Source organism: Pseudoalteromonas sp. T1lg75 (assembly GCF_002964705.1).
In the GTDB taxonomy this organism is placed as follows: Bacteria; Pseudomonadota; Gammaproteobacteria; order Enterobacterales; family Alteromonadaceae; genus Pseudoalteromonas.
In genome coordinates this window covers 266847-293618 of the sequence record NZ_PQCD01000022.1, presented here as the reverse complement: position 1 = coordinate 293618, position 26772 = coordinate 266847, and the positions used below count along the sequence as shown (strand labels likewise).

27 protein-coding genes are annotated in these 26772 nt (G+C 48.9%); 19 read left to right on the top strand and 8 right to left on the bottom strand.

Features of this window, described 5'->3' with window-relative positions:
* Positions 1–105 precede the first annotated feature (105 nt).
* From C2M36_RS16790 to C2M36_RS06695, 5 genes are all read left to right on the top strand, one after another.
* A complete protein-coding gene (locus tag C2M36_RS16790) occupies positions 106–531 on the top strand; it encodes a hypothetical protein (protein ID WP_158678861.1) in 426 nt (141 codons plus the stop codon).
* Positions 532–651: 120 nt separating this feature from the next.
* Positions 652–1077, top strand: a complete 426-nt coding sequence (locus C2M36_RS06710) for a lysozyme inhibitor LprI family protein (protein WP_105189620.1) — start codon at positions 652–654, stop codon at positions 1075–1077.
* 94 nt (positions 1078–1171) lie between these two features.
* Positions 1172–1810 (top strand): class I SAM-dependent methyltransferase, encoded by a 639-nt coding sequence (locus tag C2M36_RS06705; protein ID WP_105254251.1) that lies wholly within the window; start codon positions 1172–1174, stop codon positions 1808–1810.
* Positions 1811–1912: 102 nt separating this feature from the next.
* Complete coding sequence (nhaA, locus tag C2M36_RS06700; RefSeq protein ID WP_105254250.1) at positions 1913–3247, top strand: Na+/H+ antiporter NhaA; 1335 nt, start codon at positions 1913–1915, stop codon at positions 3245–3247.
* 228 nt (positions 3248–3475) lie between these two features.
* On the top strand, positions 3476–3691 hold the full coding sequence (locus C2M36_RS06695; RefSeq protein ID WP_105254249.1) for a TIGR02450 family Trp-rich protein: 216 nt from the start codon (positions 3476–3478) through the stop codon (positions 3689–3691).
* A gap of 102 nt (positions 3692–3793) precedes the next feature.
* On the opposite strand, the gene fur is transcribed toward C2M36_RS06695, so the two are convergent.
* The 5 genes from fur to C2M36_RS06670 all read right to left on the bottom strand — a co-directional run bounded on the left by fur (position 3794) and on the right by C2M36_RS06670 (position 6322).
* Complete coding sequence (gene fur / locus C2M36_RS06690; protein ID WP_105254248.1) at positions 3794–4237, bottom strand: ferric iron uptake transcriptional regulator; 444 nt, start codon at positions 4235–4237, stop codon at positions 3794–3796.
* Between the two features lie 138 nt (positions 4238–4375).
* Complete coding sequence (fldA, locus tag C2M36_RS06685; protein WP_105254247.1) at positions 4376–4903, bottom strand: flavodoxin FldA; 528 nt, start codon at positions 4901–4903, stop codon at positions 4376–4378.
* Between the two features lie 14 nt (positions 4904–4917).
* On the bottom strand, positions 4918–5196 hold the full coding sequence (ybfE, locus tag C2M36_RS06680) for a LexA regulated protein (protein WP_022946544.1): 279 nt from the start codon (positions 5194–5196) through the stop codon (positions 4918–4920).
* 2 nt (positions 5197–5198) lie between these two features.
* On the bottom strand, positions 5199–5420 hold the full coding sequence (locus C2M36_RS06675) for a DUF2788 domain-containing protein (RefSeq protein WP_105189625.1): 222 nt from the start codon (positions 5418–5420) through the stop codon (positions 5199–5201).
* Between the two features lie 125 nt (positions 5421–5545).
* Positions 5546–6322, bottom strand: a complete 777-nt coding sequence (locus tag C2M36_RS06670; RefSeq protein ID WP_105254246.1) for an alpha/beta fold hydrolase — start codon at positions 6320–6322, stop codon at positions 5546–5548.
* Between the two features lie 188 nt (positions 6323–6510).
* Between C2M36_RS06670 and seqA the strand changes: the two genes are divergently transcribed.
* The 8 genes from seqA (at position 6511) to C2M36_RS06630 (ending at position 15290) form a co-directional block, all read left to right on the top strand.
* A complete protein-coding gene (gene seqA, locus C2M36_RS06665) occupies positions 6511–7104 on the top strand; it encodes a replication initiation negative regulator SeqA (protein ID WP_105189627.1) in 594 nt (197 codons plus the stop codon).
* A 10-nt stretch (positions 7105–7114) separates the two neighbouring features.
* Positions 7115–8752 (top strand): phosphoglucomutase (alpha-D-glucose-1,6-bisphosphate-dependent), encoded by a 1638-nt coding sequence (gene pgm / locus C2M36_RS06660; RefSeq protein ID WP_105189628.1) that lies wholly within the window; start codon positions 7115–7117, stop codon positions 8750–8752.
* A gap of 94 nt (positions 8753–8846) precedes the next feature.
* A complete protein-coding gene (gene astE, locus C2M36_RS06655) occupies positions 8847–9881 on the top strand; it encodes a succinylglutamate desuccinylase (protein ID WP_105189629.1) in 1035 nt (344 codons plus the stop codon).
* Positions 9882–10171: 290 nt separating this feature from the next.
* The gene (locus C2M36_RS06650; RefSeq protein ID WP_105189630.1) at positions 10172–11389 is read left to right on the top strand and encodes a thiamine pyrophosphate-dependent dehydrogenase E1 component subunit alpha; all 1218 of its coding nucleotides are present in this window, start codon (positions 10172–10174) and stop codon (positions 11387–11389) included.
* The gene (locus tag C2M36_RS06645) at positions 11389–12366 is read left to right on the top strand and encodes an alpha-ketoacid dehydrogenase subunit beta (protein ID WP_105189631.1); all 978 of its coding nucleotides are present in this window, start codon (positions 11389–11391) and stop codon (positions 12364–12366) included. Before C2M36_RS06650 ends, C2M36_RS06645 begins: the two co-directional genes overlap by 1 nt.
* 10 nt (positions 12367–12376) lie before the next feature.
* A complete protein-coding gene (locus tag C2M36_RS06640) occupies positions 12377–13933 on the top strand; it encodes a dihydrolipoyllysine-residue acetyltransferase (protein ID WP_105254245.1) in 1557 nt (518 codons plus the stop codon).
* A 162-nt stretch (positions 13934–14095) separates the two neighbouring features.
* A complete protein-coding gene (locus C2M36_RS06635) occupies positions 14096–14458 on the top strand; it encodes a DUF805 domain-containing protein (RefSeq protein WP_105254244.1) in 363 nt (120 codons plus the stop codon).
* Between the two features lie 475 nt (positions 14459–14933).
* Positions 14934–15290, top strand: coding sequence for a hypothetical protein (locus tag C2M36_RS06630; protein ID WP_105213598.1), 357 nt, complete (start codon positions 14934–14936; stop codon positions 15288–15290).
* Between the two features lie 66 nt (positions 15291–15356).
* Here C2M36_RS06630 and C2M36_RS06625 read toward each other — a convergent pair whose 3' ends face one another.
* Positions 15357–16982, bottom strand: a complete 1626-nt coding sequence (locus C2M36_RS06625) for a M28 family metallopeptidase (RefSeq protein ID WP_105254243.1) — start codon at positions 16980–16982, stop codon at positions 15357–15359.
* A 107-nt stretch (positions 16983–17089) separates the two neighbouring features.
* Between C2M36_RS06625 and C2M36_RS06620 the strand changes: the two genes are divergently transcribed.
* The 6 genes from C2M36_RS06620 (at position 17090) to C2M36_RS06595 (ending at position 23588) form a co-directional block, all read left to right on the top strand.
* Positions 17090–17902, top strand: coding sequence for a DUF3025 domain-containing protein (locus tag C2M36_RS06620; RefSeq protein ID WP_105189635.1), 813 nt, complete (start codon positions 17090–17092; stop codon positions 17900–17902).
* The gene (locus tag C2M36_RS06615; protein WP_105189636.1) at positions 17899–18690 is read left to right on the top strand and encodes an ABC transporter ATP-binding protein; all 792 of its coding nucleotides are present in this window, start codon (positions 17899–17901) and stop codon (positions 18688–18690) included. The genes C2M36_RS06620 and C2M36_RS06615 overlap by 4 nt, the downstream gene beginning before the upstream one ends.
* Positions 18683–19882, top strand: a complete 1200-nt coding sequence (locus C2M36_RS06610; protein WP_105254242.1) for an ABC transporter permease — start codon at positions 18683–18685, stop codon at positions 19880–19882. Before C2M36_RS06615 ends, C2M36_RS06610 begins: the two co-directional genes overlap by 8 nt.
* A gap of 104 nt (positions 19883–19986) precedes the next feature.
* A complete protein-coding gene (locus C2M36_RS06605) occupies positions 19987–20442 on the top strand; it encodes a hypothetical protein (RefSeq protein ID WP_105254241.1) in 456 nt (151 codons plus the stop codon).
* A 14-nt stretch (positions 20443–20456) separates the two neighbouring features.
* Positions 20457–21152, top strand: coding sequence for a hypothetical protein (locus tag C2M36_RS06600; RefSeq protein WP_105254240.1), 696 nt, complete (start codon positions 20457–20459; stop codon positions 21150–21152).
* Positions 21153–21587: 435 nt separating this feature from the next.
* Entirely contained in the window at positions 21588–23588 is a 2001-nt protein-coding gene (locus C2M36_RS06595) for a S8 family serine peptidase (protein ID WP_105254239.1), read from the top strand.
* Between the two features lie 113 nt (positions 23589–23701).
* Here the strand turns inward: C2M36_RS06595 and C2M36_RS06590 are convergent, their stop codons facing one another.
* Both C2M36_RS06590 and C2M36_RS06585 read right to left on the bottom strand, forming a co-directional pair.
* Positions 23702–24958 (bottom strand): aromatic amino acid transport family protein, encoded by a 1257-nt coding sequence (locus C2M36_RS06590; protein ID WP_105254238.1) that lies wholly within the window; start codon positions 24956–24958, stop codon positions 23702–23704.
* A 183-nt stretch (positions 24959–25141) separates the two neighbouring features.
* Entirely contained in the window at positions 25142–26716 is a 1575-nt protein-coding gene (locus C2M36_RS06585) for a peptide MFS transporter (RefSeq protein ID WP_105254237.1), read from the bottom strand.
* Between the last annotated feature and the right edge of the window lie 56 nt (positions 26717–26772).

The window sequence follows — 26772 nt, the reverse complement described above, 5'->3', positions numbered from 1 at the left end:
CGACGTCACTCTGCGTTAGGCTATCTCAGCCCGCTGGAGTATGAGCAACGGTTTGCGTAATAACCTGTCTACTTTTGATGGGGAAGACCAGTGCAAAGGGATTTCGTGCGAATATATCTAATTTTCATTGCTATTGCTTTGACTGCATGTGCTAGCACTAATGAGGCGGAATACGCTTCATTTAGAGTGGGCTCTGACCATTTTGACTCTTTTCAAAGTACATTTGAACGCTCACTTTGTGCTGATGGCAGAGAAAAAATAATAATATCACTGAGTCTAAATAAGTCAGAAAAGGCTGAACTAGTCAGACTCGCAAAATTAGATATTGCGGAGGGCAATTCAGGTTCAGGTGACTTGGAAAAAATATGTGTCAGTAGCTTTCCTTATGAAATTACAGTTGGGGTTCAAGGAAAAACATCAACCACAACATGCTTTTCGCCTATTGGCGACGACGAATCACGGGTTGCTAAGTTTGTATATTCATTAGAAAGTGTGCAAAAGTTACCAAAATCACAGTGTAGATTTTACTAGTTTGCACATAACAAACTGTTTAAAGTGGACAAAATTGCGTTGGCTTGGTTTTGCTCCGCTTCACATTTTAGCCAACACAATTTTTCCATTAACAGGGCGTTATGTGCACATGGAGAAGCAATGAAAAAATTAGTGCCCCTGTTACTTTTTATCCCTTTGTTCGCTTTCGCTGAGGAAGAAGTAGACTGTGAAAAAGCGTGGACGACACTCGCGATTAATCAGTGTATGCATAAAGATCTGGTGGCGGCTGAGAAGGTAATGGCTAAGTACTTGGCGAAGAGTCTAGAGAGATATTCACAAGACAGTGTATCAGCAACTGCAATTCAAAAAGGCCAGGACGCCTGGTTGAGTTATCGCGAAGCACATTGTGGAGCAGTTTATGACACTTGGCGTGATGGCACCATAAGGACGGCTATGGGACTGGGTTGCAAATTAGAATTAACTCATCAAAGAACGGCTGTTTTGTGGCAGTCATTTTTAACTTATGTTGATTCAACCCCCCCTTTGCTTCCCGAGCCTAACTCATATGAACCAAAGTCATATTAACAGTGCACATAACAAGCGCCGAAACCAAAGGACGCCAAACAGCGAGCCTGTGCTACTTTTGATGGGGAAGACCAATTTCATTCTGGAGGGGTAAGTGCAAGAGTTTGATAGAAAGGCTCATTGGCAAAACGTCTATGAGCACAAAGAAGTGACTGAAGTCAGCTGGTTTCAAGCAAAGCCGGTCCTCTCCCTTGAGCTCATAGCCAACAGTCATCTCCAACCCGTGTCTCCGATCATAGACGTAGGTGGGGGAGCGTCGGTGCTGGTCGACCAACTGCTTGATCAGGGGTACACAAATCTTACCGTCCTAGATATATCCGGTGCGGCATTGGCTAAATCGGCAAAGCGACTGGGAGAAAAAGCCGGCGCGGTCAATTGGCTTGAGTCTGACGTTACCGCTTTCTCGCCGGATAGTCAGGTTGCACTTTGGCACGACCGTGCGGTGTTCCACTTCTTAACGGATGCTGCAGACCGTCAGCGTTACGTAGGGGCGTTGAAAAAGGCGCTGCGCCTGGGCGGTCATCTAATTATTGCTGCTTTTGCAATCGGTGGCCCTGAAAAATGCAGTGGATTGCCTATAGTTCAATATGATGCTGCAAAGCTGAAGGCCGAGCTTGGGCCGGAGTTCAGGCTGCTTGAGGAGCGAATAGAGGAGCACATCACCCCGGCCCAAAGGGTGCAGAAATTTGCCTATTTTCGCTTTGAGCGTATCGTAGAAAACGAAATATATTAAGTGCTTGCAGGCGAAGTTTGACCCGCTGCGCATCCTTACTTTCACAAGGGCAGATCGCCTCTGAACCTCGGCGTTGGCCCTTGACAGTCGGAACGACTTCTTATGGGTACAGGTAAGCAAGACAATTCAGGAGTCACCCGATTACCGAAGGAATTTGCTGATCGGCTGACCAACCCCTTTGTGCGCTTCTTGCGTATTGAGTCAGCGGGTGGGGCCATTCTTCTATTTTTCACTGTTGCCGCACTCATTGTATCCAACTCACCGTGGGCTGACTCGTTCGAACACGCATGGGAGACACAAATAGGTCTTCAGGTTGGCTCATTCGAGTTTGCCCGTTCACTGCGGGAATGGATCAATGATGGCCTGATGACGCTGTTTTTCTTTCTTGTCGCATTGGAACTTAAGCGGGAGTTGGTTCTCGGCGAGTTGAGCAAGCCCCGCATGGCCGCGTTATCCATAGTCGCTGCGCTGGGCGGTATGATCGTTCCCGCTACGATCTATCTGGCACTGCAATCAGGACAGCCCGGCCAGCATGGATGGGGCACTGTCATGGCAACTGACACAGCGTTTGTTATCGGTTGCCTCGCCCTGCTTGGCTCACGCGTTCCTCAAAGCTTAAGGGTGTTTATGCTGTCGTTAGCGATTGTTGACGATATCGGCGCCATACTGGTCGTCGCAATCGGCTACAGCAGTGATATTGCCTGGTGGCCCTTGGTGATGGCTGCGCTTGGCCTAGTGAGTATCCGCGTAATTGCAAGGCTCGGTTTTCGTGGTTTTCCTTTGTACTTTCTCGTGGGCCTGGTCATCTGGCTTGCCGTGGATGCATCCGGGATCCACGCTACCATCACAGGCGTGATGCTCGGCCTGATGACGCCGGCGCGTCGATGGGTCAGCGATAAGCGGTTGTACGCGATATTGGGTCAGGTTATTGCGCATCCAGCAAGCAGTGAAAGCAGCGGCGATACCAAGGATCGTCAAACATTACAGATGGCCGAAATTGCCGTGCGTGAAACGCTATCTCCAGTGGAGCGTCTGGAGATGGCGCTACATCCCTGGGTGGGTTTTGTCATCATGCCCCTGTTCGCATTTGCGAACTCTGGATTGCCACTCACGTTCAGCGAAGTGGAAAGCTTGCTCGCAGTAGCAATTTACCTAGGCTTCGTGCTTGGTAAGCCTATTGGTATCCTGTTGTTCTGTTGGCTGGCTATACGTTTGCACATCGCCATTCGCCCACCTGAACTTAGCTGGAGGGTATTGGCCGGGGGGAGCCTGCTCGCCGGAATCGGCTTCACCATGGCGTTGTTCATTGCGAACATAGCTTTCGATAAGACCCTGATTGACAGTGCTAAGCTGGGAATTTTCCTCGCATCCGTTTTCTCTGCAGTGGCTGGGCTTGCACTTTTGAGGTGCTTGCCTGCACGTACAAAAACTCCTTGACTGTGTCACCAATGGCAGTTCTTCATACCCGTTTGGAGCGGTGATAACGGATGCTGTTTGTGTTGCCACTGGCGCTTACAAGGCGTTCAAAAAGGACCTGAAAAACGTCTTGCTTTTAACTTTAACGTTAGGTGTTCTCTGTTAACATTCAAAATTACTGAACTTGAGTCTTAGAAGCTTCGTAAAACTCATTGTTTGCAAATACAGTCAGAACGTTTTGGAGTGGGCATGAACCGCATTAACCCGGCTAAATTACACCATAGTAAGTGGACAGCAGTGAAGCCGATGAATCGAGAAAAGCATTTCTTAGTATCAGAAATTGAGTTCGACGAGGAGGGTTCTGTCATTTCCTGTAAATTGGAAGCGGTTCTGTCTAAGAACGAGTACTTAATAGACTGGACTGAATTGAAAAGCCAAGAAAAATGGCTTCAAGGTTGGAAATAACCGCAACCCACGCAACACACCTTAATGCCTCATTATCAACACCTTAAAAGCAGACACAAAAAAGCCTGCGCTAGGCAGGCTTAATGTGAGTGAAAAGGGCGCTTAGCCGTTTTCTAATGCGTATTGCTTACACGCATCCGTGTCCACACATTCACCATACAGGTAAAGTGAGTGGTTGGTCAGCTTAATGCCATTGCTGCTGGCGATTTCCAGCTGACGCTGCTCAATTAGCTCGTCTTCAAATTCGATTACGCGGCCACACTTTAAGCACACCAGGTGGTCGTGGTGCGTTGAACCGGCAAGTTCAAATACCGATTTGCCGCCTTCGAAGTGGTGACGGGTTACAATACCGGCGTCGTCGAATTGGTTCAGTACGCGATACACAGTTGCCAGACCGATTTCTTCACTGTTATCGAGCAGGATTTTATAGACGTCCTCGGCGCTGATATGTTGGTTATCAGGGCACTGAAGGATCTCTAAAATTTTGATCCGTGGGAGCGTGACCTTAAGGCCAGCTTTTTTGAGCTCTAGGTTATGATCAGTCATTCAACGTGTTCTCAATTATGATTCTTTTTGTGCACATAAGGCAGACTTTGCCCCAGTGCGCGCGACGCATTTTAAAAATTAACAATAACGTGCTTAGGGGGCAAGTGTAAAGCCAAGTTCAACTTGCCCGGCAAAGACTTAGTCGGCTAATTCGGCCAGGCACATTTCGTCATGAATTTGTGCACACCACTGCTTCACGCGCTGCTCGGTTAGCTCCGGCTGGCGGTCTTCATCAATGCCCAGGCCAACAAAGTGATTGTCATCGGCCATGCCTTTTGAGGCTTCGAAGTCGTAACCTTCGGTAGACCAGTGACCGACAACGATGGCACCACGCTCGGTGATGATGTCGTTAACCATGCCCATGGCATCTAGGAAGTACTCGGCGTAGTCTTCCTGGTCGCCGCAACCGAAGATGGCACAAAGTTTACCTTCGAAGTCGATTTCTTCTAATTCAGGGAAAAAGTCGTCCCAGTCACACTGAGCTTCACCATAGTACCAAGTAGGGATACCAAATAGCAGCAAGTCAAACTCTGCGATCTCTTCTTTACTACTTTTTGCGATATCGTGCACGGCCACGAGTTTCTTGCCGAGCTCTTTTTGGATCATTTTTGCTACGTGTTCAGTGTTACCCGTGTCGCTACCAAAAAATATACCTACACTTGCCATGAATAAATAACCTTTTATGTATCTATAGCCAATCGTTCTTGCAAAATGGTTTCAATCAACGCACTGCGGCTAATATTTTGCGCATCCGCCATATCATTTAATGCCTGATACAGCTCCGATGAAACTTTAAATTCGACGCGTTTCAAGCCTCGCGCCTTATCGCGCTTAAGCTGGTTTCGCTTATTAACTTTTAATTGTAACTCCCGTGGGAGCGGGTTTGTTTTTGGACGACCCGGGCGTCGCTCGTACTCGAATAAATCGAGCGTCGTTCTATCTAGCTCTGACTTGGCCATGGTTAACCCACACCTGCTCCTTGCCAAAACACCTGAATAAGGCCCTTAGCGATAAAGCCGGAACAGCCTAAAAATAATACAAGCCATACAACATAACGGCCAAATTTAGGCACATCGCCTTTTTTCAACACGTCTTGAATTGCCATGCCGATGAAAAAAAAGATGCCAGCAAGGCCAAAATACAACCCAAGGGTATCTAGTCCATTTATTAATTGGTCGACCATGTACTGCTACCTATTTGTAAAACGGCGCGCATTGTAGCACATAAAAAACGAATAATTTAGGCCATAATGCGCGTTTCGACCCACATCAGTATAGTGCGCTTAACACACAAATTTATTGATATGGATTAACGAGTTAAAAAATCAACAATGGACTTATTCACCGCCACCGGTTTTTCCGCGTGCAGCCAGTGTCCGGCTCCTTGAATCACCTTGGCCTTGGCCTTGGGAAACAGGCGCATAATCTCATCGCGGTAGGGGCTATCGATGTAATCCGAGTCGGCACCCTTGATAAAGAGTGTATCACACAAACAAGAATCATTTGCAACTGGGGCAGAGAGAATTTGTTGATATTGTGAGGCCAGCACCGGCAGGTTAAATTGCCAGCCCAGGGCGCCCGAGTCAGTTTTGCTCAAACTCTTAGCCAAAAACTGGCGTACGCCCATAGTGTCAATGTGTTCACTCATCAGGGCGTCGGCTTCAGCGCGCGAGCGCACGGCGATCTCGGCCACGCTATGCAGGGCCTTAAAAATGGCGTCGTGGCGAGAATGATAAGCAACCGGGGCGATATCCAAGACCACCAGCTTATCGACACATTCGGGTTTAGTGAGCGCCACCTGCATGGCAATTTTACCGCCCATGGAGTGGCCCACCAAATGGGCTTTGTCTATGCCTAAATGGGCGAGCAGGGCAATGATGTCCTCGGCCATGGCCGGATAATCCATCTGCTCGCTGTGAAATGAACGACCATGGTTGCGCACATCCACATTAACCACATGAAAGTGCTCGCCCAGCGCCCGCGCGACCACTTTTAAGTTGTCGAGGGAGCCAAACAGGCCATGGATAACGATAACGCTCGGCGCCTGCTCGGCACTTAATCCGCTTTGTTCATAATTAAGTAACATAGATATGCCAATTTGGGGTTAGGAAAACGCAGGGATTGTGCCCGAGCTAAGGGCCTATTTGCAACCTTGAAGGTAAATCAACTGGCGTATTTATACCGAGATGATGCTCTGTATACCCTAGCTTATTCAGGTAACTTGGGTATAATTCTGGCATGCGTGAAAGACATGGCAGTAATGACAGGAATATCATGAAAAAAATAGAAATAGACGACGAGCTATATCAATATATCGCCAGCAACACCCAAAGTATTGGCGAGAGTGCCTCTACTATTCTGCGTCGTTTATTGAATCTGCACAATACGGGCGCCGATTCGGTGCCTGCGGCCGCGCCTGCCCCTGCAGTGACAACTGCACCCGCAACATCGGCTGACGCAACCGGCTTAGAACAATCAGAGACTGCTACAGTGGCAACCAGTGCACCTGCTAAAGCACAGGCCAGCAATCAAGGGTCGGTATTCGATATTCTTAATAAAGAAGAATTGGCGATGCAAAAAGGGGTGGTGGGTCGCTTCTTATTTATTCTTGCGGCATTTCACCGCAGCCACAAAACCACCTTTGAACGTGTCTTGAATATTAAAGGTCGTGACCGTCGCTACTTTGCCACCAGCAAAGAAGAGCTTCAGGCCAGCGGCAGCAGCCTAAATCCAAAGAACATAGACGACAGCCCGTATTGGGTGATGACTAACTCCAACACCACGCGCAAGAAAATGATGCTGCATGAGGTGGCTCTGGAGTTAGGTTATAGCAAAGAACAAGCTGAAACCATTCGCGACTATTTATAAGGAGCCAAGTATGGCCGTTCATCCTAACGCTGGAAAAACCGCCCCTCAGTCAGAGCTGATTAATGTGCCCAAGCTGATGAGTGCGTATTATTTGCATGAACCTGACGTTGAGCAAAACCCCGAACAGCGTGTGGCATTTGGCACCTCGGGCCATCGTGGCTGCTCCTTGAATACCCAGTTTAACGAATCGCATATTTTGGCCATTACTCAGGCTATTTGCGATTACCGCAAACAAAACAATATCTTTGGCCCCTTGTTCCTGGGTAAAGACACCCATGCCTTGTCTGAGGCAGCGTTTAATTCTGCCATTGAGGTCTTGGTTGCCAATGAGGTGCAGATCATCACCCAAGAAGGGGATGACTACACACCAACGCCGGTGATCAGTCATGCGGTGGTGAGTCATAACCAAGCCCACCCGGGCGAGCTGGCCGATGGCATCGTGGTGACGCCGTCACATAATCCGCCACAGGATGGGGGTTTTAAATACAACCCACCGAATGGTGGCCCGGCGGACACAGAGATCACCAAATGGATTGAGGACAGAGCGAACCAGCTGCTGGCGGAAGATCTGGTTGAAGTCGAGCTGTTTCCTTATGTGCAGGCGGTGCGCTCCGGTTTTATCAAGTATGTGGACCTGAAAACCCCGTATGTCGAAGACCTTGTCAACGTAGTGGATATGCATGCCATTGCCAAATCCGGTATCAGCCTGGGCATTGACCCACTTGGTGGTTCGGGCATCAACTATTGGCCGCTTATCGCTAAGCAATACGGTTTAAACCTGACCGTGGTGAACGACGTCATCGACCCACGTTTTGCCTTTATGCCGCAAGACAAAGACGGCAAAATCCGTATGGACTGCTCGTCGCCTTACGCCATGACCAACCTGATTGGTCTTAAAGACAGATTCGATATCGGCATAGGTAATGATCCCGACTTTGACCGTCATGGCATTGTTACCAAGGATGGTTTGATGAACCCTAACCACTTCCTGGCAGTGGCCATCGACTACCTGTTGACCCATCGCGAGTGGCCAGAGGACGTCAAGGTAGGTAAGACTCTTGTATCAAGCGCTATCATCGACAAGGTGGTGGCCAGCCATGGCAAAGAGCTGGTCGAAGTGCCGGTAGGCATGAAATGGTTTGTTGAGGGTCTGCACAGCAGTGCCCTGTGCTTTGGTGGTGAAGAAAGTGCCGGCGCGGCGTTTTTACGCATCGACGGCTCGGTGTGGTGTACAGATAAAGACGGTTTTATTATGGGCCTATTGGCCGCCGAGATCCTTGCGGTGACCGGTAAAACACCGTCGCAATACTATCGCGAGCTGGTCGCCAAATTTGGTGAACCGCTTTACAAACGCATCGATGCTCCTGCAAATTCAGAGCAAAAACAAAAGCTTAAAGCATTAAGCGGTGACGATATCAGTGCCACCGAGCTGGCCGGTGAACTTATAGTTGCCAAGTTAACTGAGGCACCGGGCAATCATGCCGCCATTGGTGGCCTTAAGGTGGTCACCGAAAATGGTTGGTTTGCGGCACGTCCTTCGGGCACCGAAGATATCTATAAGATCTACTTTGAATCCTTTAAGGGCGAGCAACACCTGGCACAATTAGAACAAGCTGCCATTGAGCTGGTCAACGCCAGTATTGCTTAAGCCCCGTAATTAAAACAAAGCCAGTCGTTTGACTGGCTTTTTGCTATCTAAACTTTGCCACCCCCTTGGTGGCATCATATGTAGAAGGTGTACTATGTATTTACAACGTCTGCAGCAAAGTGGCGATTTCCTCGGAATTACCCGTGAGAATGAATTCACCTTGGCGCCAACCCAGTTCACGCTTGATAATGGCACCGATGTAAAGGTCCTTGACACTGGGGTGATCCAATTCGAGCCGAAGCACTACGGCAACAAGGATTTTATCTTCTCCAGCGCCGTGCACGGCAATGAAACCGCGCCCATTGAAATTTGCGACCAGCTTATCCGAGCCATTATTGCCGGTACTCTTGAGTTGACTCATCGGGTGATGTTTATTTTCGGCAACCCCAAGTCCATTAATATTGGTGAGCGCTTTGTCGATGAAAACCTCAATCGCTTGTTCTGCGGTAAACACAGTGTGGGTGAGGTAACGAACCCAGAGCGTGAACGTGCGAAAAAGCTGGAAGAATACGTTGAAGCGTTTTTTACCGCGCCAGGCGAGGGACGCTATCGCGCCCACTATGACCTGCATACCGCCATTCGTGACTCGAAAAATGAAAAGTTTGCCGTTTACCCGTTTCTACACGGTAAACCGCACAAGCGCGAACAGCTGCAATTCTTAATCAGTTGTGGGGTGCAAACCGTGTTGTTGATGGCGGAGCCGGCTTCAACCTTTAGCTATTTCTCCTCTCGCCACTTTGGTGCCGATGCCTTTACCATAGAGTTGGGTAAGGTGCGTCCATTTGGCGAAAACGATATGGCGCGCTTTGCCAAGGCCAAAGAGACGCTGGCGGCGCTTATTAGCCAGGATGAGGTCGTCTATCCACCATTAAAGGCGGAAGATGTGGAGTTATTCTCAGTGTATCGCACCATTAATCGTCATCATGAAGACTTTTCCTTCACCTTTTCCGACGACGTGCCTAACTTTACCGGCTTTGCCAAAGGTGAGTTGTTAGGTCATGACGGTGGCGAAGAAATACGCGCCGAGGTTGATGGCGAAGCCATTATTTTCCCCAATGCCAAGGTCGCTATAGGGCAGCGTGCATTGCTGACCGTTGTACCCACCGAATTGTCGGATGAATTCATCTGATCAGACCACTTCGCCTCATAATATTTAATCATTTCAGTGTGTTATGAGGCGTACACCGAACTTGCCAACCCGGCGTTATCAATGATGCAATTATTCGGCTATGATTAGTTGAATAAGCCTTTACGTTGACGTAAAGTGGCGGAAGCATAATTTAAACTAGGCACCAAGTGTAGAAATATTATTCTACATACTCACTGCGGTTGAATTGTTTATTTCAGATTTAACGTTAACGCAGAAGCCACAATAACAAACCTGTGCCTAGTGACATGACAACAAGAGAAGGGAAGGTTATGACTAACCCCAATAACGTTTCGTTGAATATCAGTCACGAACTTGCGTTCATCGACAGCCACGCGCTGAATATACCCACTTACCGTGTCCTTAACGAACAAGGCGGTGTAAGCGAAGGCGCCACCGTGCCTGAAATCGATCAAGCAACGGCACTTAAAATTTATGACACCATGCGCTTTATTCGTGCCCTGGATGAGCGTATGCAAGCGGCACAACGTCAAGGCCGTGTAAGCTTCTATATGCAATGTCTTGGTGAAGAAGCGGCGGTAACCGCCAGTGCTGCGGCGCTAGACGATAACGACATGATCATGGCCCAATACCGCGAGCAAGCGGCATTGCGCTACCGTGGTTTTACCCTCGAACAGTTCATGAATCAGATGTTCTCCAATGAGAAGGACTTGGGTAAGGGTCGTCAAATGCCGATCCACTATGGTTCTAACGAATTGAATTATATGACCATCTCTTCGCCGCTGGGCACGCAAATTCCGCAAGCAAGCGGTTATGCCTACGGCCAAAAAATTAAGCATATCAACAAGCAAAGCGGCGAGCTTGATAGCGAAATCGATAACATTACCATCTGTTACTTCGGTGAAGGTGCAGCCTCAGAGGGTGACTTCCACGCCGGTTTGAACATGGCGGCGGTGCATAAGGCCCCGGTGATCTTCTTTGCCCGTAACAATGGTTATGCGATTTCTACCCCGGCGGAAGAACAATTTGCCGGCGACGGTATCGCCTCACGCGGTGTGGGTTATGGCATTAAAACCATTCGTGTTGACGGTGGTGATGCCCTTGCCGTCTATGCGGCGACCAAAACCGCTCGTGAGCATGCAACCAAAACCGGTGAGCCGGTACTCATCGAATCTTTGGCGTATCGTCTTGGCGCGCACTCAACGTCGGACGATCCAAGTGGTTACCGCTCGAAAGATGAAGAAGCGAGCTATCGCGAAAATTGCCCAGTTGCGCGTTTCCGTACCTGGCTTGTGGCTCAAGGCTGGTTAGACGAGCAAGAAGACGAGAAGGTAAAAGAGCAGGTGCGTGAACAGATCCTGGATGCGCTTAAAGTTGCCGAGAAAGTGGCCAAGCCACCGCTTGAAGATCTGATCAGTGATGTATATAACACGCCAATTCCAAGCCTGCAGGCGCAATATGAGCAATTGAAATCTCATATTAAGAAGTACCCGGACGCTTACCCAATTACAGCAGGGAGAATCAAATAATGAAAACAATGAATATGCTCCATGCCATTAACTCAGCCCTGGATATCACCATGGCCGAGAATGATCATGCCTGTATTTTTGGTGAAGACGTGGGTTACTTTGGTGGCGTGTTCCGTGCCACTTCTGGATTGCAGGAAAAATACGGTAAGCACCGTGTTTTCAATACCCCGCTAACCGAGCAGGGTATTGCCGGTTTCGCCAATGGTCTTGCCGCCTTCGGTGCGCCGGCCATTGCCGAAATTCAATTTGCCGATTATATCTTCCCGGCCTTTGACCAAATCGTTAATGAGTCAGCGAAGTTCCGTTACCGCAGTGGCAACGAATTTAATGTGGGCAACCTGACCATTCGTACTCCTTACGGTGGTGGTATTGCCGGTGGTCTTTATCACTCGCAATCACCGGAAGCCTACTTTGCTCATACCCCGGGTTTGAAAATCGTTGTGCCACGCGACCCCTATCAGGCCAAGGGCCTGCTGCGTGCGGCCATTAAAGACGACAACCCAGTGATCTTCTTTGAACCTAAGCGTCTATACCGCGCCTCGGTCGGTGAGGTGCCTGAAGAGGATTACAGCATCGAGCTTGGCAAAGCCGAAGTAGTGCAAGAAGGTAAAGACGTGACCGTGTTGGCCTGGGGTGCGCAGATGGAAATCATCAGTGCCGCCGCTGAAAAGGCTAAAGAGCAGGGCATTAGTGTTGAACTAATCGACCTTCGCAGCATCTTGCCATGGGATGTAGAAACCGTTGCCAACTCAGTGAAGAAAACCGGTCGTTTGGTGGTCAGTCATGAAGCGCCGATTACTAATGGTTTTGGTGCCGAAATAGTTGCCACCATCCAACAAGAGTGTTTCTTACACCTGGAATCGCCTATTGCGCGAGTATGTGGTCTTGATACTCCATATCCGTTGGCACTAGAAAAAGAATATATCCCAGATGCCTTAAAGGTATTCGAGGCGATTAAAAACGCGGTTGAGTTTTAAGGGGACAGGCATGGCTAAAGATTTTATCCTACCAGATATCGGCGAAGGTATCGTCGAGTGTGAAGTGGTTGAATGGCTAGTCGCCGTGGGCGATGAGGTTAAAGAAGACCAGCCAATTTGTGACGTTATGACGGACAAGGCGCTGGTTCAGATCCCCGCAGTACATGATGGCGTGATCACCGAGCTTTACTACGCCAAGGGCGATATCGCCAAGGTGCATGCACCCTTGTTTGCCATGGATGTGGCCGGCGAGGAAAGCAGCGCAGCTGCAACGCCGGTTGCCGAACAAGCGACCCAAGCAGCGCCGGCTGCTCAAGGCTCTGCCCTTGAAGACTTTATCCTGCCGGATATCGGTGAAGGTATCGTCGAGTGTGAAGTGGTTGAATGGCTTATCAGCGAAGGCGATGAGATCAAAGAAGATCAGCCCGTCTGTGACGTAATGACCGATAAGGCGCTGGTACAGATCCCGGCCAAGTACGATGGCAAGGTGATGAAGCTGTATTACCAAAAAGGCGATATTGCCAAGGTACACAGCCCCTTGTTCCAGATGGAAATCGCGGGTTCATCAGCTAATGCTGCAAACACTGATGCGGCTGCCGCTGTTCAAGCTGCACCAGCACAAACAGCCAATGCCGATAAGCCATCAAGCGAACCTGTGGCCCAAGGTAAAGCCCTGGCTTCACCTGCGGTACGTCGTCGTGCTCGTGAATTGGATGTGGATATCAGCACGGTTCCTGGCTCAGGCAAGAATGGTCGTGTGTTTAAAGAAGATATCGAACGCTTTATTGCCGGTGGTGCATCTGCTAAGCCTGCGGAGCAAGCAACCAGCACAAGCGCGGCGCCAGCAGCTCCAGTAAGCGGTGGTACACGCGTCGAGCCTATTAAGGGCATGAAGGCGGCGATGGCCAAACAGATGGTGCGCTCGGTGTCGACTATTCCGCATTTCACCTACAGCGATGAAATCGATTTGACCGATCTTATCGCCCTGCGTGGTGGCATGAAAGAAGAGTATAAGCAACAAGGTGTGAAACTCACCATGATGCCATTCTTCATCAAGGCATTGTCATTGGCCATGAAGGAATTCCCGATACTCAATGCCCAGGTGAATGATGACTGCACCGAATTGACGTATTTTGACGATCACAATATCGGCATGGCCGTTGACTCTAAACTGGGTCTATTGGTACCAAACGTGAAGCAGGTACAGAACAAGTCTATTGTTGATGTGGCTAACGAAGTTACGCGTCTTACGGACAGCGCCCGTGAAGGTCGTGTGGCGCCGGCGGACCTTAAGTCTGGCACCATTTCGATTTCGAATATCGGCGCTATCGGCGGTACCACGGCGACGCCTATTATCAACAAACCTGAGGTGGCCATTGTGGCCCTGGGTAAGCTGCAGCATTTGCCGCGCTTTAATGCCAAGGGTGAAGTCGAGGCTCGAGCCATTATGCAGGTAAGCTGGTCTGGCGATCACCGCGTCATCGACGGCGGCACCATTGCCCGTTTCAACAACCTGTGGAAAGACTACCTAGAGCAGCCGACAAAAATGTTGATGGCGATGAGCTAAGGCTGGTCTAACCAGTTGTTCCTGTTATGAAAAACCAGCTTCGGCTGGTTTTTTTTATGCGAGGATTGAATTATCATCGCATAAGCCTTTGTTCTTAAGGTAAATATGCGAGCTAGAAACTAATTCGCATATTGGAATTAACAATAATATATAGGATTTGCTATGGAATACTTTATGGAAGCGCTTAAGCGATACGCTGATTTTTCTGGCCGTACTCGCCGTAAAGGCTATTGGATGTTCATCCTCTTCTATCTCATCTTTGCAATTGTAGCGGTTATATTAGATGTAGTGCTTGGTTTCGAATCAATGCCACTAACTAATGTTTATTCATTGGCTCTATTTATCCCAAGTCTAGCAATTGGCGCACGTCGCCTTCACGATACTGGCCGTTCGGGTTGGTGGCAGTTACTTTACTTCCTACCACTTATCGGTTTTATCGTACTTATCATTTTCTTCGTACAAGATAGCCAAGACGGTGACAATGACCACGGAGCAAATCCAAAAGAAATTAATGGCTTAGCTTGAAGTGTACGTAAGCTTGAATTTCAGATAAAGAATGTAACATCTGTAGTTAAAAGGTAAAAAATAAATCAACTGCTTGTTGGTAATACCTTGTAGTTGCTATATAGACATAAGTTATTACCAGTCACAAGCAGTTTTTCACAAGAGAGCAACACTAAAATGAAGCTCTCTTTATTAATTAACGTCAGATAGGCTAACCGCTTAGATGTCAGTTATCTTCCCTCATTCAAGAAGTTTAATGCAACCGTGTAAGAGGCTTCCATCCTCTGCTTCGGCAGGTCAGCAAAAACGTATCGATTTACTGACGACAGTAGAAAAAACTAATTACATTGAGCGTGAATTCAAAAAGCAGTCATAATATATTAGGGATTAAGCAGAGTAGTTTAATTTAACGAGTAATGTACTTCGGAGTTGAATTCGCGGGTCACTCCTGCCTATTATGTTTTAAAGGGGATTTTTTATACATTGGGAGCTTCATATGGAAAACACAATAGTAAAAATCTATTCTGGAAATCTCTTGGTTGCAAAACGACGTTACGCTAAGGCCAAGTCTATAAATCTGGCACAGGGCTATGAGGTGGTATCTGAGTCTTATGAAGAAGGAAAAAGGGGAGCGGGTATATTTCTTTTAGGGCTTGTTTTACTGCCGCTCTGGGGTTTAGGGTTATTTATTTGGATATATGCAATTATAGTAAAGCCAGAGGGTAAGTTAGTCGTAACCTATCAAAAAATAGAGCAGTGTAATGAGTTGACAAAGAAGTGTCCTGATTGCGCTGAATCTATCAAGGCTGAAGCGTTAAAATGTAGATATTGTGGAGCTATTTTTAAATTATAAAGCTAATTAACAATGAAATATTCCCTAGAAATCAAATTAGGGAATATTTCGCAGTTATCTCTTATCTCATTTACGCTGGAACTCTGAATTGGCATACCATTTTGGCCATTGTTCCTGTTGCGAGATATCAAAGCCCACCTTATAGAACAATTGCAGGTCTTGCACCGCGCCGGACAGATCCCATTCATCGCGGTAACGGTCGCAAGGCTGGTGATAACAACCGCGCAGTACCAGGCTCATGCGCTTACGGTATTGAGCGGTTTCTTCGTCACGAGCTTTACTTCCGCCGCCGGCATACATGGCCGGGACACCCATGTTGGCAAAGGCGAAGTGATCCGAGCGATAGTAACCACCCGAACTTGGCTTAGGATCGCCAGAGATGGTGCGCTCCTGGATTTTCGCCGCTTCACCTAGCATATCGTCGAGCTCAGACTTACCCATGCCGACTACGCTCACATCTTTAACCTTGCCCAGCAGGTTGAGGCTATCCATATTGATATTGGCCACGGTTTTATCTGTAGCAATCACAGGGTTAGCGGCATAGTATTTAGAACCCAACAGGCCTTGCTCTTCGGCGGTCACGGCCAAGAATGTAATAGAGCGGTCGGGATGACGCGGCAAGGTGGTAAAGGCTTCAGCCACTTCAATCATGCCGCCGGTGCCGGTGGCATTGTCGTGGGCACCATTATAAATCTGGTCGCCCTTGCGGTTTTTATCCGTACCCAGGTGATCCCAGTGTGCCGAGTAGATAATGTGCTCATCCGGCTTTTTGCTGCCCGGTAGGGTGGCGATAAAGTTATACGATACCGATTTTTTGATTTCGCTGTTTACCTCAACGCTGGCAGTCAGATCGCCCATATCCACATGGTAGGCGCCCTCGGCGGCACGTTGTTTGGCTTCATCAAAATTCAGTCCGGCCTTGGTGAAGAGCTCTTTAGCCACATCCAAAGTTACCCAGCCTTCGACGGCCACGCGATCCATATTGTTGTTATCTTTTTGGAAGCCGAACTGCGGACCACTCCAAGAATTTTCAACCACGGACCAAGGGTAGGAGGCCGGTGCGGTTTCATGCACTATGATGGCGCCGGCGGCGCCCTGACGGCTGGCCTCTTCAAATTTGTAGGTCCAGCGGCCGTAATAGGTCATGGCATCGCCGGTGAAGAGTTCTGGGTTTTTAGTGGCAAAGCCTGGATCGTTTACCAGCATCACCACGGTTTTGCCCTTAACATCCAGGCCTTCGTAGTCGTTCCAGTTGTATTCAGGGGCATTAACGCCATAACCAACAAATACCAACTCGGAATCTTGAATGCTTTCTTTGGCACTGATACGGCTGGTACCTATCACCATGTCTTTTTTGTATTGGTAGTCTTTACCACCAATGCTTAGGGTCATGTTGGCATCGGCCTCGATAGACACCAAAGGCACTTGTTGTAAAAAGCTGTCACCGTTACCCGGCTGGTAACCCAGGGCTTTAAACTGTTCGGTTAAATAAGCCAGCGTCAGCTCTTCGCCTTTTGAAGAAGGGGCACGGCCGCCGAATTCATCAGAAGCCAAGGTTTTTACATGCGTTGCCAGTTGCTCGGCATTGATACTGTTCCAACCAGCCATGACGTCCTGGTTGCTGATCTGTGTGCTAGCGCAGCCGGCAAGAATCGCCGCGCTGACTAGAGTCAAAGGAAAATAGCGCTTCATAATTATTGGTTTCATTGCTATAAGACCGAGCCAGTATAAGGATAGCGGTAAAATTAAACCAGTTTTTGCGCTAAACTACGCAAAATTTACGCCTAATAATCGCAGTAATGAAACGTTTTACCCCTTTTAAACACTGGCAAACAGCCTGTTTGCAGACTGGTGCCTTTGCTCATCTAAATGCGCTTTTTGCACTGGACCAATACAAGGATTGGCCAACGCTGGCCGAGCTTAACCGCCACACTATCGTCAATGCTAATAACCAACCGCTGCAGTTTATTGACAACGCCGAGTTTGAGCGTGACGGACGTTATTATGAGTCGTTTATATTTGAAACCGGCAAGGTACCTACCCGCCAGCATAACTGGCACGACCTTTTTGGCGCCTATATGTGGCATTTATTTCCCAAAACCAAGGCGTTATTAAACCGTTTGCATATCGACGAAATGGCGGTGCAACAGGGAAATCAGCGCAGTAAAATGCGCAATGCCCTGACCCTGTTTGACGAATGTGCGGTGATCTTGGCGGTGACTGACTCAAGTTGGACAGAGGCATTTCGTGAACATCAATGGCATGAGGTGTTTGTATCACGCCGCGAAGGGTGGCAGAGCGAAATCCGTGCCTATACCTTTGGCCATGCGAACTATGAAATGCTGACTCAGCCCTTTATTGGCCTAACCGGTAAGGCGCTGTTTGTGCCGGTAAGCGCTGATATATTTTGTAAAGATTTAGCCAGCCAATACAGCTACCTAGATGAGCGCCTCTATGAGATGATAGCCAAAGATAGGGTGTTGGCGGATAACTCAGCCATGTCGCCACTGCCGTTATTGGGGGTGCCGCATTGGTATGAAGACAATAATAACGCCGATTTTTATGCCAATACCGACTACTTTAGGCCAAAACGAAGGAAGAATAATAAATGATAAGCGTGAACGGGCTTAAGAAGAAGTTCAAGCTCACCAAGGATCATAAAAAGGGGATCACCGAGGCGCAGCAAGACCCGCGCGAAGAAAAAGACTACTTCCACTCCGTCCGCGATGTGCACTTTCACTGTGAACAGGGCGAAGTATTGGGCTTGTTAGGGCCCAATGGCGCCGGTAAAACCACCACCTTGCGCATGCTCTCTACGGCGCTTAAACCGGATGAAGGCAGTATCGAGGTCGGCGGCGTTGATTTAGTCAAAAAACCCTTGGCCGGGCGTAAGGCCATCGGCTTTTTATCCGGCTCAACCGGGCTCTATGGTCGTTTGACCGCTAAAGAAAATGTCGAATATTTTGCCAAATTACATGGCATGAAGGGCGCCGAGCTCAAGCAGCGCTGTGATGAGCTTTTTACCCTGCTTGATATGCATAGCTTTTTGGATAAGCGCGCCGATAATCTCTCCACCGGGATGAAGCAAAAAACCAATATTGCCCGCGCCGTAGTGCACAGACCTAAGGTGGTCATTCTTGATGAGCCGACCACGGGATTGGACATCATGACCACACAAACGGTGATCAACTTTATTAAAGGCCTAAAGGAGCAGGGCACGCCAGTGGTGTTTTCAACCCACCATCTTGATGAAGTGGCATTGTTGTGTGACCGCGTAACCGTGATTGACCAGGGACTCACTTGTTTTGATGGCACCTTGGCGGCCTTTAAAGAACAGGGGCACAGTGAGGAGCTAAACCAGGCGTTTATGAACATTCTTGAGGGGCATCGTCATGTTTGAAGTATTTTTAAAGGAAATAAAAGAGCTGTTACGTGACAGAAAAACCCTGATGTTTATTGTCGCTTTGCCACTGCTGATCTTCCCGGTTATTTTTGCCGTGGTCGGCTACATGATGGCAATGGCTAACCTGGAGGCGGAACAAGAAGTCCATAAGGTGTATATCATAGGTGCGGAGGCGGCGCCTGAGTTTACCGAGAGTGTCAGATACCATAAGAACTTTGAACTTGTCACCGCCAACTACGCAAATAAGAATGACATTATCCAGGCAATCCAGAATGAAGAGCTGGATGTGGGGATTGTGATTGAAGCCAAGGCGCAACCATCGACTAGAGAACAAACCACCTGGCAGGTGATTTATAATGACTCTGCGCGCATCAATTACCTGTTTAGATACATCGAAGAATTAAAAGAGCAATACCAAAGCAAGGTGCAAACCCTCTCATTTAATGCGCTGGGTGTCACCAAAGAGAGCGAGATGGAGTTTTTGATATCCCCCATCAAGCTGGAGAAGGTGGATACCGCAGATGCACGTGAAAGCTGGGGTGAAAAAATTGGCGTGCTGCTGCCTTATTTGTTGATCCCCATTGTACTGACCGGGGCCGTCTATCCGGCCATCGACTTAGGCGCTGGTGAAAAGGAGCGTGGCACGCTGGAAACCCTGCTACTTACCCCAATATCCAGAACCAACATAGTTTTGGGTAAGTTCTTAACCGTGCTGTCCGCCTCCCTGGCAACGGCCAGTTTGAGTATACTCAGCATGGGGCTCTGGCTGTTTGTGGCCCGCACCTTTGTTAATGTCAGTGAGTTCACCGTCGCGCTATCGCACATCACCTTTGTTGAGCTGCTCGCCATGTTGTCCTTGTTGATCCCCTTGGCGGCGATGTTCTCAAGTATCGTGTTGTCTATTTCTATCTATGCACGCACCTTCAAGGAAGCGCAAAACTATATGGGTCCGCTGTCTATGCTGGTCTTTATTCCGGTGATGATTTCTGTGATGCCGAATATGGAACTGACCTATAAAACGGCGTTTATTCCGGTGACCAATGTGGCCTTAGCAATCAAGGAGTTGCTAAAGGGGACCAGCGAGATTGGCATACTGGCGGTGATCGTCGGCTCGAGTATCCTGCTGGCGGTAGGACTGTTAGCCTTTTGTGTGCGCTGGTTTAATCAAGAAAAAGTGCTGTTCAGATAAATAGCAGGAGCGGGTCTAGATGACCCGCTCAGCTTTACTATCTATGTGACTTTGTTAATATCGGTGCATGACTACAGGGATAGCACTGTCAATGGATGACGAAAATGAAAGCAATCATATTACTGGCGGCCGTGGCCGCAACCTCGTTTAGCGTCATAGCTCAAGATTACTCAACTCCCATCGAAAACTGCGTAAAGGCCGCCGAGGCCGTTAAGAATAATGATGCAGCCTTGTTAAAACCACTGGTAAGAGATTTGAATCCAGAAGAAGAACAGGCCATGACGCCGTATCTGGCAAAAATCCACACCTATTACACCAAGGGTAGCTATCAGGGTATTAGAAATTTTCGTACCAACGAGGTGCAAGTAATAGAAAATGCCAAAACCAGCATCTATCAAGATACGCGCGAAAATGCAGAAAAATATAATTATGACGAAGAAATTTGGGTTAATTATTCGTTTGATACCAGCCGCGTCGATAAAAAGGATGCTGTTAAAAGCGGGCAGTGCAAGTTTGCACAAATCGGTGGCCGTTGGGTCATGATGAATGTCTTAAATTAACTGTTAATTCAATTATGAAGCTTGAACTTACCGATCCTGTGTGGTTTTCCTACGCCCATTTTAAAGGGCAAAAGGGGCTTTCCCCGCACAGTGTTATTAAGCTGCCATTACTTAGGCTGCTGGCAACGCTGTCGCCAAAAAAGGAATGGCCGTTTGCCCTTATGGTACTGGCGTTAGCGCCGCTGCCTCTTATCCTTGAGCCCTATTTTGGCCCTAGGGCATTTGTATTTATCTATTTTCCGGCCTTAGTTGGCGTCTTGATACTTAAGCGCATTGTCTTTTGGCGCACCTTGGGAGCCGATAAGAAAAAGTTGATGACTTTGAGCGCTGAGCGGATCGAGGTAAGCCCATTGGCATGCGCACAGTTAAGTGAAACGATTGTTTTATCTCGCCAGGATATTGCCAGAGTAAAGGTTTACCATACATTTACTCACGACCATGATGTGGGCAGCTCTGGGGCGAGAGCCTCGGTGAACCAGCTAGCCTTAGTGCTTAATGACCAAAGTGAGTATAAATTAGATGGCTACCGTCTTGGCTTGGCGAATGTACTCTATTTACTGGTTTATTTTGACTATCCTTTGGAGTTTATTAAACAGTCAATAGCCCATGTACCAGGGCACCTGTGGCCTCTCGCTTTGCGGCTAATTCCCATCTGTGCCAACGTCCCGGCACTGGGGCAGACGCTATTTGCGTTAAAAAGCGTATTTTAGCCAGGCATCATTTTAGATTTACAAGGACGTGAATAGGCCACTCAGACCCCTTAGAAACCCCGCTTCAACCTTGTATCTATGATTTAATTTCTCGCGCTTTTTGCTTGCCGAGTTGTTTACTACTTGGCAGGCATTTTCCCTTACCAGGTTAGTACTTTAAGTCTCGGAACTGGCCAGATTTTCCTTATTTAATGAGGGGAGTTACAGCGCTAATCTTTTATATTTCCTTCTTAGTTCCTAAAAAATGCCCATTTCTTCGCCGATTTCTTTCGACTCTAAAATCGCCTGCTATACTCTGTTCAATATTTGTTCACTTTCTATTAACAAAAAGCCGTAAACAAAAGTGGCGAATAGCAGGGACGAGTGAGCGTAAGAGGTTCCAGCAAACCCGGCCCGATGAAGGAAAATTTATAAATCTATCTTAGGAATCTATCTATGCTGAAAATAAAACGACCCCTGGTTGTGTCTGCAGTACTGTCTGCGTTAGCACTTGCAGGCACCGCACAGGCGGCCAACGAAGATCAACGCTATATAGTCAAATTCAAACCAGGTCACAAAGCATCGGTGATGACGGCGGTGAGCAATAGCCGGGGCAAGGTTGAGCGGGAGCTCGACAAACATCGCCTCGTTGCCGTTACACTCCCAGCGCAAGCGGCCAAACAATTCAAAAATAGAAAAGACATTGAATTTGTCGAAGTGGATCAAAAGCGCTACCTAATGGCTGAAAGTACGCCTTATGGCATCTCTATGGTACAAGCGGATCAAGTGAGCGATGCGCTAACCGGTAATATGAAGGTATGTATCATGGATACCGGTTATGATCTCGGTCATGAGGACCTGCCTACTACCGGCGTGACCGGCGATGACGGATACGATAACTACAACTCCGGCAACTGGTATGAAGATGGTCATGGCCACGGCACTCATGTCTCCGGCACTATTGCCGCACTAGGCGGTAATGGCACGGGTGTGGTGGGTGTGAACCCCAGTGGTAACTTAAGCCTGCATATGGTCAAGGTATTCAATAGCAGCGGCAACTGGGCATACGGTTCAGATTTAATCGCCGCGGTTGATCAGTGTATGGCCGCCGGCGCCAAGGTGATCAGCATGAGCCTGGGCGGCGGTGGTTCAAGTAGCGCCGAGCAAGCGGCGTTCGATAATGCCCATGCTAATGGCCTGCTTTCTATCGCTGCGGCGGGAAATGACGGTAACAGCAGCATGTCTTATCCGGCGTCCTACGATTCCGTGATGTCGGTTGCGGCGGTTGACTCTAACGGCACTAAAGCCAGCTTCTCCCAGTACAACAGCCAGGTTGAAATTGCCGCTCCGGGCGTTGCAGTTAATTCAACCTTGCCCAATAATAGTTATGCCGCCTGGAGTGGTACTTCCATGGCGACTCCACATGTAGCGGGTGTTGCAGCTCTGGTATGGAGCCACTATCCAAGTTGTAGCAATGACCAGGTCCGCACCGCAATGGCACTGTCAGCAGAAGACCGTGGCAGCGCGGGAAGAGATAACAGCTATGGATGGGGTATAGTCAAAGCCAAGGCCATGTTTGATCTATTTGCCGATGGCTGTGATGTCGGTGAATTGCCACCGCCTCCAGAGCCGGAAGATTTAGTTAACGGCGTGCCAGTCGAGAACCTGGCCGGAGCCAGCGGCGATGCCTTTGACTATAAGATGGCTGTGCCCTCTGGTGCATCCAACCTAGTGTTTGATATGTCCGGTGGCAGCGGTGACGCTGACCTCTATGTTAAGTTCGGTTCAAAACCAACGGCCAGCAGTTACGATTGTCGTCCGTATTCAGGGGGCAACGACGAAAGCTGTAGCTTCGCCTCGCCACAGACCGGCACCTATTACGTCACGGTGCTCGGTTATAGTAGCTTCTCTGGCGTGTCTCTGGTCGGTAACTATGATGGCGGGGGCACGCCCAATACGCCGCCAACCAGTGATTTCAGCTACACCTGCACGGATCTAAGCTGTGATTTTGATGCTAGCCTCAGCGCTGACAGTGACGGCAGCATCAGCAGCTACAGCTGGAGCTTTGGTGATGGCGCGTCGGCCAGTGGTCAGGTTGCCTCGCACAGCTACAGTGCCGATGGCAGCTACAACGTCACCTTGACCGTCACCGACAACGACGGCGCATCGGATAGTAGCAGCCAAGTTGTCACCGTCACAGGCGGCTCAAGCAGCGATATTACCCTGCAGGCTTCCGGTTATGCTTCCAGAGGCACCCGCTATGTGGATTTAACCTGGAGCAATGCAAACGGCAGTAATGTGGATGTATATCGCACCAAAAACCGTGACACCGTGACCTTTTCCACGGCTAACGATGGTGCCCATACCGACTCATTCGGTGGCGGCGGCTCCTTCGTTTATAAGGTGTGTGAGTCTGGCACGTCAATTTGTTCGCCAGAAGTTACGGTTAATTTCTAATTAAACCCAGCAGTCAAAACGTAAAAATCCACCTGTACATCAGGTGGATTTTTTTTGCCCAGTCTGGTGGGCTCAAGCTTGCTTTGGCTTATAGAACCAAGCACAGAACTAGGTTAGCTCAGTAGGCTGTACACCAGGGCCGACACCGCTAAGGCTCCAACCAGCAGTACAAACAGGGTACTGAGTTTACCTCGGTATTGCGCCAGCGCAGGGACCTTGTAAACGGCAATCATGGGCATAATAAAGAGGATCATGGCGATAATTGGACCGGAAATCGCTTCCATCATACCTAGGATACTGGGGTTATAAATGGCACAAATCCAAATGGCCACAAACATCAAGGCCACACCGAGTTTATCGGCGCCGCGATAGCTTAATGATGAGTGCTTTACCACTAGGCCATTAAAGCTTTCACGAGCCCCTAAAAAGTGGCCGAAGAAAGAAGAGGTAATGGCAACAAAGGCAACCAAGGGGCCAACATAGGCAAGCAGTGGGTTGTTATAGGTGTTGGCCAAATAAGAAAGCACCGAAATATTGGCGTCCTTCGCCGCTAACAGCTGCTCGCTTGATAAGGCAAATACGCAAGAGAACACAAAGAGCAGTACAAAGCTAATCAGCATAATGGCGGTGTACTTTAAGATGTTGTCTGACTTGGCGCGGGCTTGCTCACCATAGTGGCGGCGCTGGGCATTGGCAAAGCTGGAAATTGCTGCGGCGTGGCTAAATGAAAAAACGATTACCGGCACCGCTAACCATAGGTTGGTGGCCAGCTCTGGGGCGCTGCTAATGTCCATGGAGGGCATTTGCCAGTGTGGAATAAGATACAGGGATAGACCAAACAATACCGCCACCAAGGGGTAGACCAAAAATGCGAAGGCGCGCAACATCAGTTTCTCTCCGCCGAGCATAACGGCCACCATGGCCGCCACCAGTACGCCAGAGAGCACTGCGCGTGGCGGTGAGCTCATTGACAGCTGGTTGACGATAAAGTCATCCACCGTGTTGGTCAGGCCAACGCCATAGATCAACAGAATCGGGAAGATGGATAGAAAATAGAGCAGGGAGATCAGACGCCCTGCGGTGGCACCAAAGTGTTCCTGCACCACATCGGTAAAATCACTGTCATCCTTTTTTGACGAGAGCACGAAGCGGGCCAAACCGCGGTGCGCCAAATAGGTCATGGGAAAGGCGGCCAAGGCCATAATTACTAAGGGCCAAAACCCTCCTAAGCCTACATTGATGGGTAAAAATAAAATACCCGCGCCGACGGCGGTGCCAAAAAGGCTGAGCAGCCAATGGGTGTCATGACGATTCCATGAACTTGCTGTTGCCGAGGCGCTGGCGCCAAGGACTTGGTGAGAGGAGTTCATATACTACTACCTGATACTGCATAAAAATTCGGGGCAATGATACCTAATATGCCAAAACAATTCATACTTATGCGTAACAGAGTGTATTTTTATGTGACTGGTTGGGCCTCTAAGCCGCGCGTTACTGGCTTTCGCAATAAAAAAGGCCTCTGAATTCAGAGGCCTAGTTAGATTGGTTATTAATTACACTTTTTGCTCTGCGGGTTGTTCACTGGGGTTGGCATCAAGCATGGGCTCGTCGCTGCCGTTGGCGCGCTCCCAAAACTTGGCTTTAAAGTTAAGCAGCACCAGGACTATACCCACGCCTATGCTAAATAGGGCGATCTGCATGTATAAGCCCGGGATTTGCTGGACATTTTCCGAATCGAAAGAACCGGCCAACAAACCCGAGATAATATTTCCGATGGAGTAAGTCAGAACAAAAACCCCCATCATCTGCCCGACATAACGAGCAGGAGAGAGACGACTCACGGCACTCAATGCCACTGGGCTTAAACAGAGCTCACCCACGGTATGCAGGAAATAGGTAGTGATCAGCCAGTAAGGGGCCACCTTTAAACCATCAGCGGCGTATTGAGCGGCAAAAAACATCACTAAGAAACCCGACGCCATGATAATCAAGCCTACGGCGCACTTTACACTGTAGGAAGGGGTGATCATGCGTTTGGCCATATTAATCCACAGGGCGGCGAAAAACGGCGACAAGATAATAATAAAAATTGAGTTGGCCGATTGGAACCAGGCGGTAGGGATTTCAAACGTGCCTAACATTCTGTCTGTGTAGTCACGGGCGAATAAGTTAAGCGATGAGCCCGCTTGCTCAAAGCCAGACCAGAAACAGGCCGAGGCCACACAGACCAAAAACAGCGCCCACATCCGCTGCTTTTCACTGTTGCTGAGCTCGCCCATAAAATAGATATGGCCAAAATAAATAAAGAAGGTGATGGTAAAGACGATGGCCACGGAGCCGGCTAAGGCAACCGGATTGATCACCAGCCAGCCCTGATAACCTGCGACAACCGTGAGTGCGACAATAGTGATAAAGGCGCCGATGACGGTCCAGGCCAAAGACGCGCCTTTGGCCGACAGTGGATTGGCGGGCTTGTCGTTAATACCGGCAATATAACCCTGGCTCACTCGGTATTGTACCAGACCTAAGGCCATGCCCACGGCCGCTGCACCAAAGGCCCAATGCCAGCCGACATTTTCCATAAAGTAACCGCATACGCCATACCCTATCATGGAGCCAATATTGATCCCCATGTAGTAAATCGCGTAGCCGCTATCGCGGCGCTCATCTTCGGTTTGATAAAGCTGGCCGACCATGGCGCTGATATTCGGTTTTAAGAGACCCGTACCTGTGGCCACAAAAATCAAGCCGATAAAGAAGGAGCTGGGGTGGGGAATGGCGAGAATAATATGGCCGCACATAATAATAATGCCGCCATACCACACGGTTTTTTGTCCACCGAGGAGGCGGTCGGAGATCCAGCCGCCGGGCAGGCCTAAAAAGTACACCGCGCCCGTGTATAAGCCATAAATGGCAGCGGCGGAGGCTACGGTAAAGGCCAGGCCTTCTTGTTGCAAGGAGGCGGTCATAAAGAGTACCAGCATGGCGCGCATGCCGTAATAACTCATGCGCTCCCACATCTCGGTAAAGAACAGAGTTTGCAGACCTTTGGGGTGACCGAAAAACGCGGTGTCCAGCTTGGCGTCTCCGGCCACGCTGTTTTGCGTGGATAATTGCTCGTCAGACATAGATTCACTTCCATTATTGTCGTTATAGTGAACAATTATTAGTACGTTAATTAGCC

Bases quoted from the DNA above. Each gene is read 5' to 3' on its own strand.
- C2M36_RS06620 (WP_105189635.1), top strand. From the start codon at position 17,090: ATGAAACGTTTTACCCCTTTTAAACACTGGCAAACAGCCTGTTTGCAG.
- C2M36_RS06585 (WP_105254237.1), bottom strand. From the start codon at position 26,716: ATGTCTGACGAGCAATTATCCACGCAAAACAGCGTGGCCGGAGACGCC.
- fur (WP_105254248.1), bottom strand. From the start codon at position 4,237: ATGACTGATCATAACCTAGAGCTCAAAAAAGCTGGCCTTAAGGTCACG.
- C2M36_RS06600 (WP_105254240.1), top strand. From the start codon at position 20,457: ATGAAGCTTGAACTTACCGATCCTGTGTGGTTTTCCTACGCCCATTTT.
- C2M36_RS06605 (WP_105254241.1), top strand. From the start codon at position 19,987: ATGAAAGCAATCATATTACTGGCGGCCGTGGCCGCAACCTCGTTTAGC.
- fldA (WP_105254247.1), bottom strand. From the start codon at position 4,903: ATGGCAAGTGTAGGTATATTTTTTGGTAGCGACACGGGTAACACTGAA.
- C2M36_RS06710 (WP_105189620.1), top strand. From the start codon at position 652: ATGAAAAAATTAGTGCCCCTGTTACTTTTTATCCCTTTGTTCGCTTTC.
- C2M36_RS06595 (WP_105254239.1), top strand. From the start codon at position 21,588: ATGCTGAAAATAAAACGACCCCTGGTTGTGTCTGCAGTACTGTCTGCG.
- C2M36_RS06640 (WP_105254245.1), top strand. From the start codon at position 12,377: ATGGCTAAAGATTTTATCCTACCAGATATCGGCGAAGGTATCGTCGAG.
- C2M36_RS06625 (WP_105254243.1), bottom strand. From the start codon at position 16,982: ATGAAGCGCTATTTTCCTTTGACTCTAGTCAGCGCGGCGATTCTTGCC.
- nhaA (WP_105254250.1), top strand. From the start codon at position 1,913: ATGGGTACAGGTAAGCAAGACAATTCAGGAGTCACCCGATTACCGAAG.
- C2M36_RS06695 (WP_105254249.1), top strand. From the start codon at position 3,476: ATGAACCGCATTAACCCGGCTAAATTACACCATAGTAAGTGGACAGCA.
- C2M36_RS06630 (WP_105213598.1), top strand. From the start codon at position 14,934: ATGGAAAACACAATAGTAAAAATCTATTCTGGAAATCTCTTGGTTGCA.
- C2M36_RS06645 (WP_105189631.1), top strand. From the start codon at position 11,389: ATGAAAACAATGAATATGCTCCATGCCATTAACTCAGCCCTGGATATC.
- C2M36_RS06615 (WP_105189636.1), top strand. From the start codon at position 17,899: ATGATAAGCGTGAACGGGCTTAAGAAGAAGTTCAAGCTCACCAAGGAT.
- C2M36_RS06650 (WP_105189630.1), top strand. From the start codon at position 10,172: ATGACTAACCCCAATAACGTTTCGTTGAATATCAGTCACGAACTTGCG.
- C2M36_RS06670 (WP_105254246.1), bottom strand. From the start codon at position 6,322: ATGTTACTTAATTATGAACAAAGCGGATTAAGTGCCGAGCAGGCGCCG.
- C2M36_RS06590 (WP_105254238.1), bottom strand. From the start codon at position 24,958: ATGAACTCCTCTCACCAAGTCCTTGGCGCCAGCGCCTCGGCAACAGCA.
- pgm (WP_105189628.1), top strand. From the start codon at position 7,115: ATGGCCGTTCATCCTAACGCTGGAAAAACCGCCCCTCAGTCAGAGCTG.
- astE (WP_105189629.1), top strand. From the start codon at position 8,847: ATGTATTTACAACGTCTGCAGCAAAGTGGCGATTTCCTCGGAATTACC.
- seqA (WP_105189627.1), top strand. From the start codon at position 6,511: ATGAAAAAAATAGAAATAGACGACGAGCTATATCAATATATCGCCAGC.
- C2M36_RS06675 (WP_105189625.1), bottom strand. From the start codon at position 5,420: ATGGTCGACCAATTAATAAATGGACTAGATACCCTTGGGTTGTATTTT.
- ybfE (WP_022946544.1), bottom strand. From the start codon at position 5,196: ATGGCCAAGTCAGAGCTAGATAGAACGACGCTCGATTTATTCGAGTAC.
- C2M36_RS06635 (WP_105254244.1), top strand. From the start codon at position 14,096: ATGGAATACTTTATGGAAGCGCTTAAGCGATACGCTGATTTTTCTGGC.
- C2M36_RS06610 (WP_105254242.1), top strand. From the start codon at position 18,683: ATGTTTGAAGTATTTTTAAAGGAAATAAAAGAGCTGTTACGTGACAGA.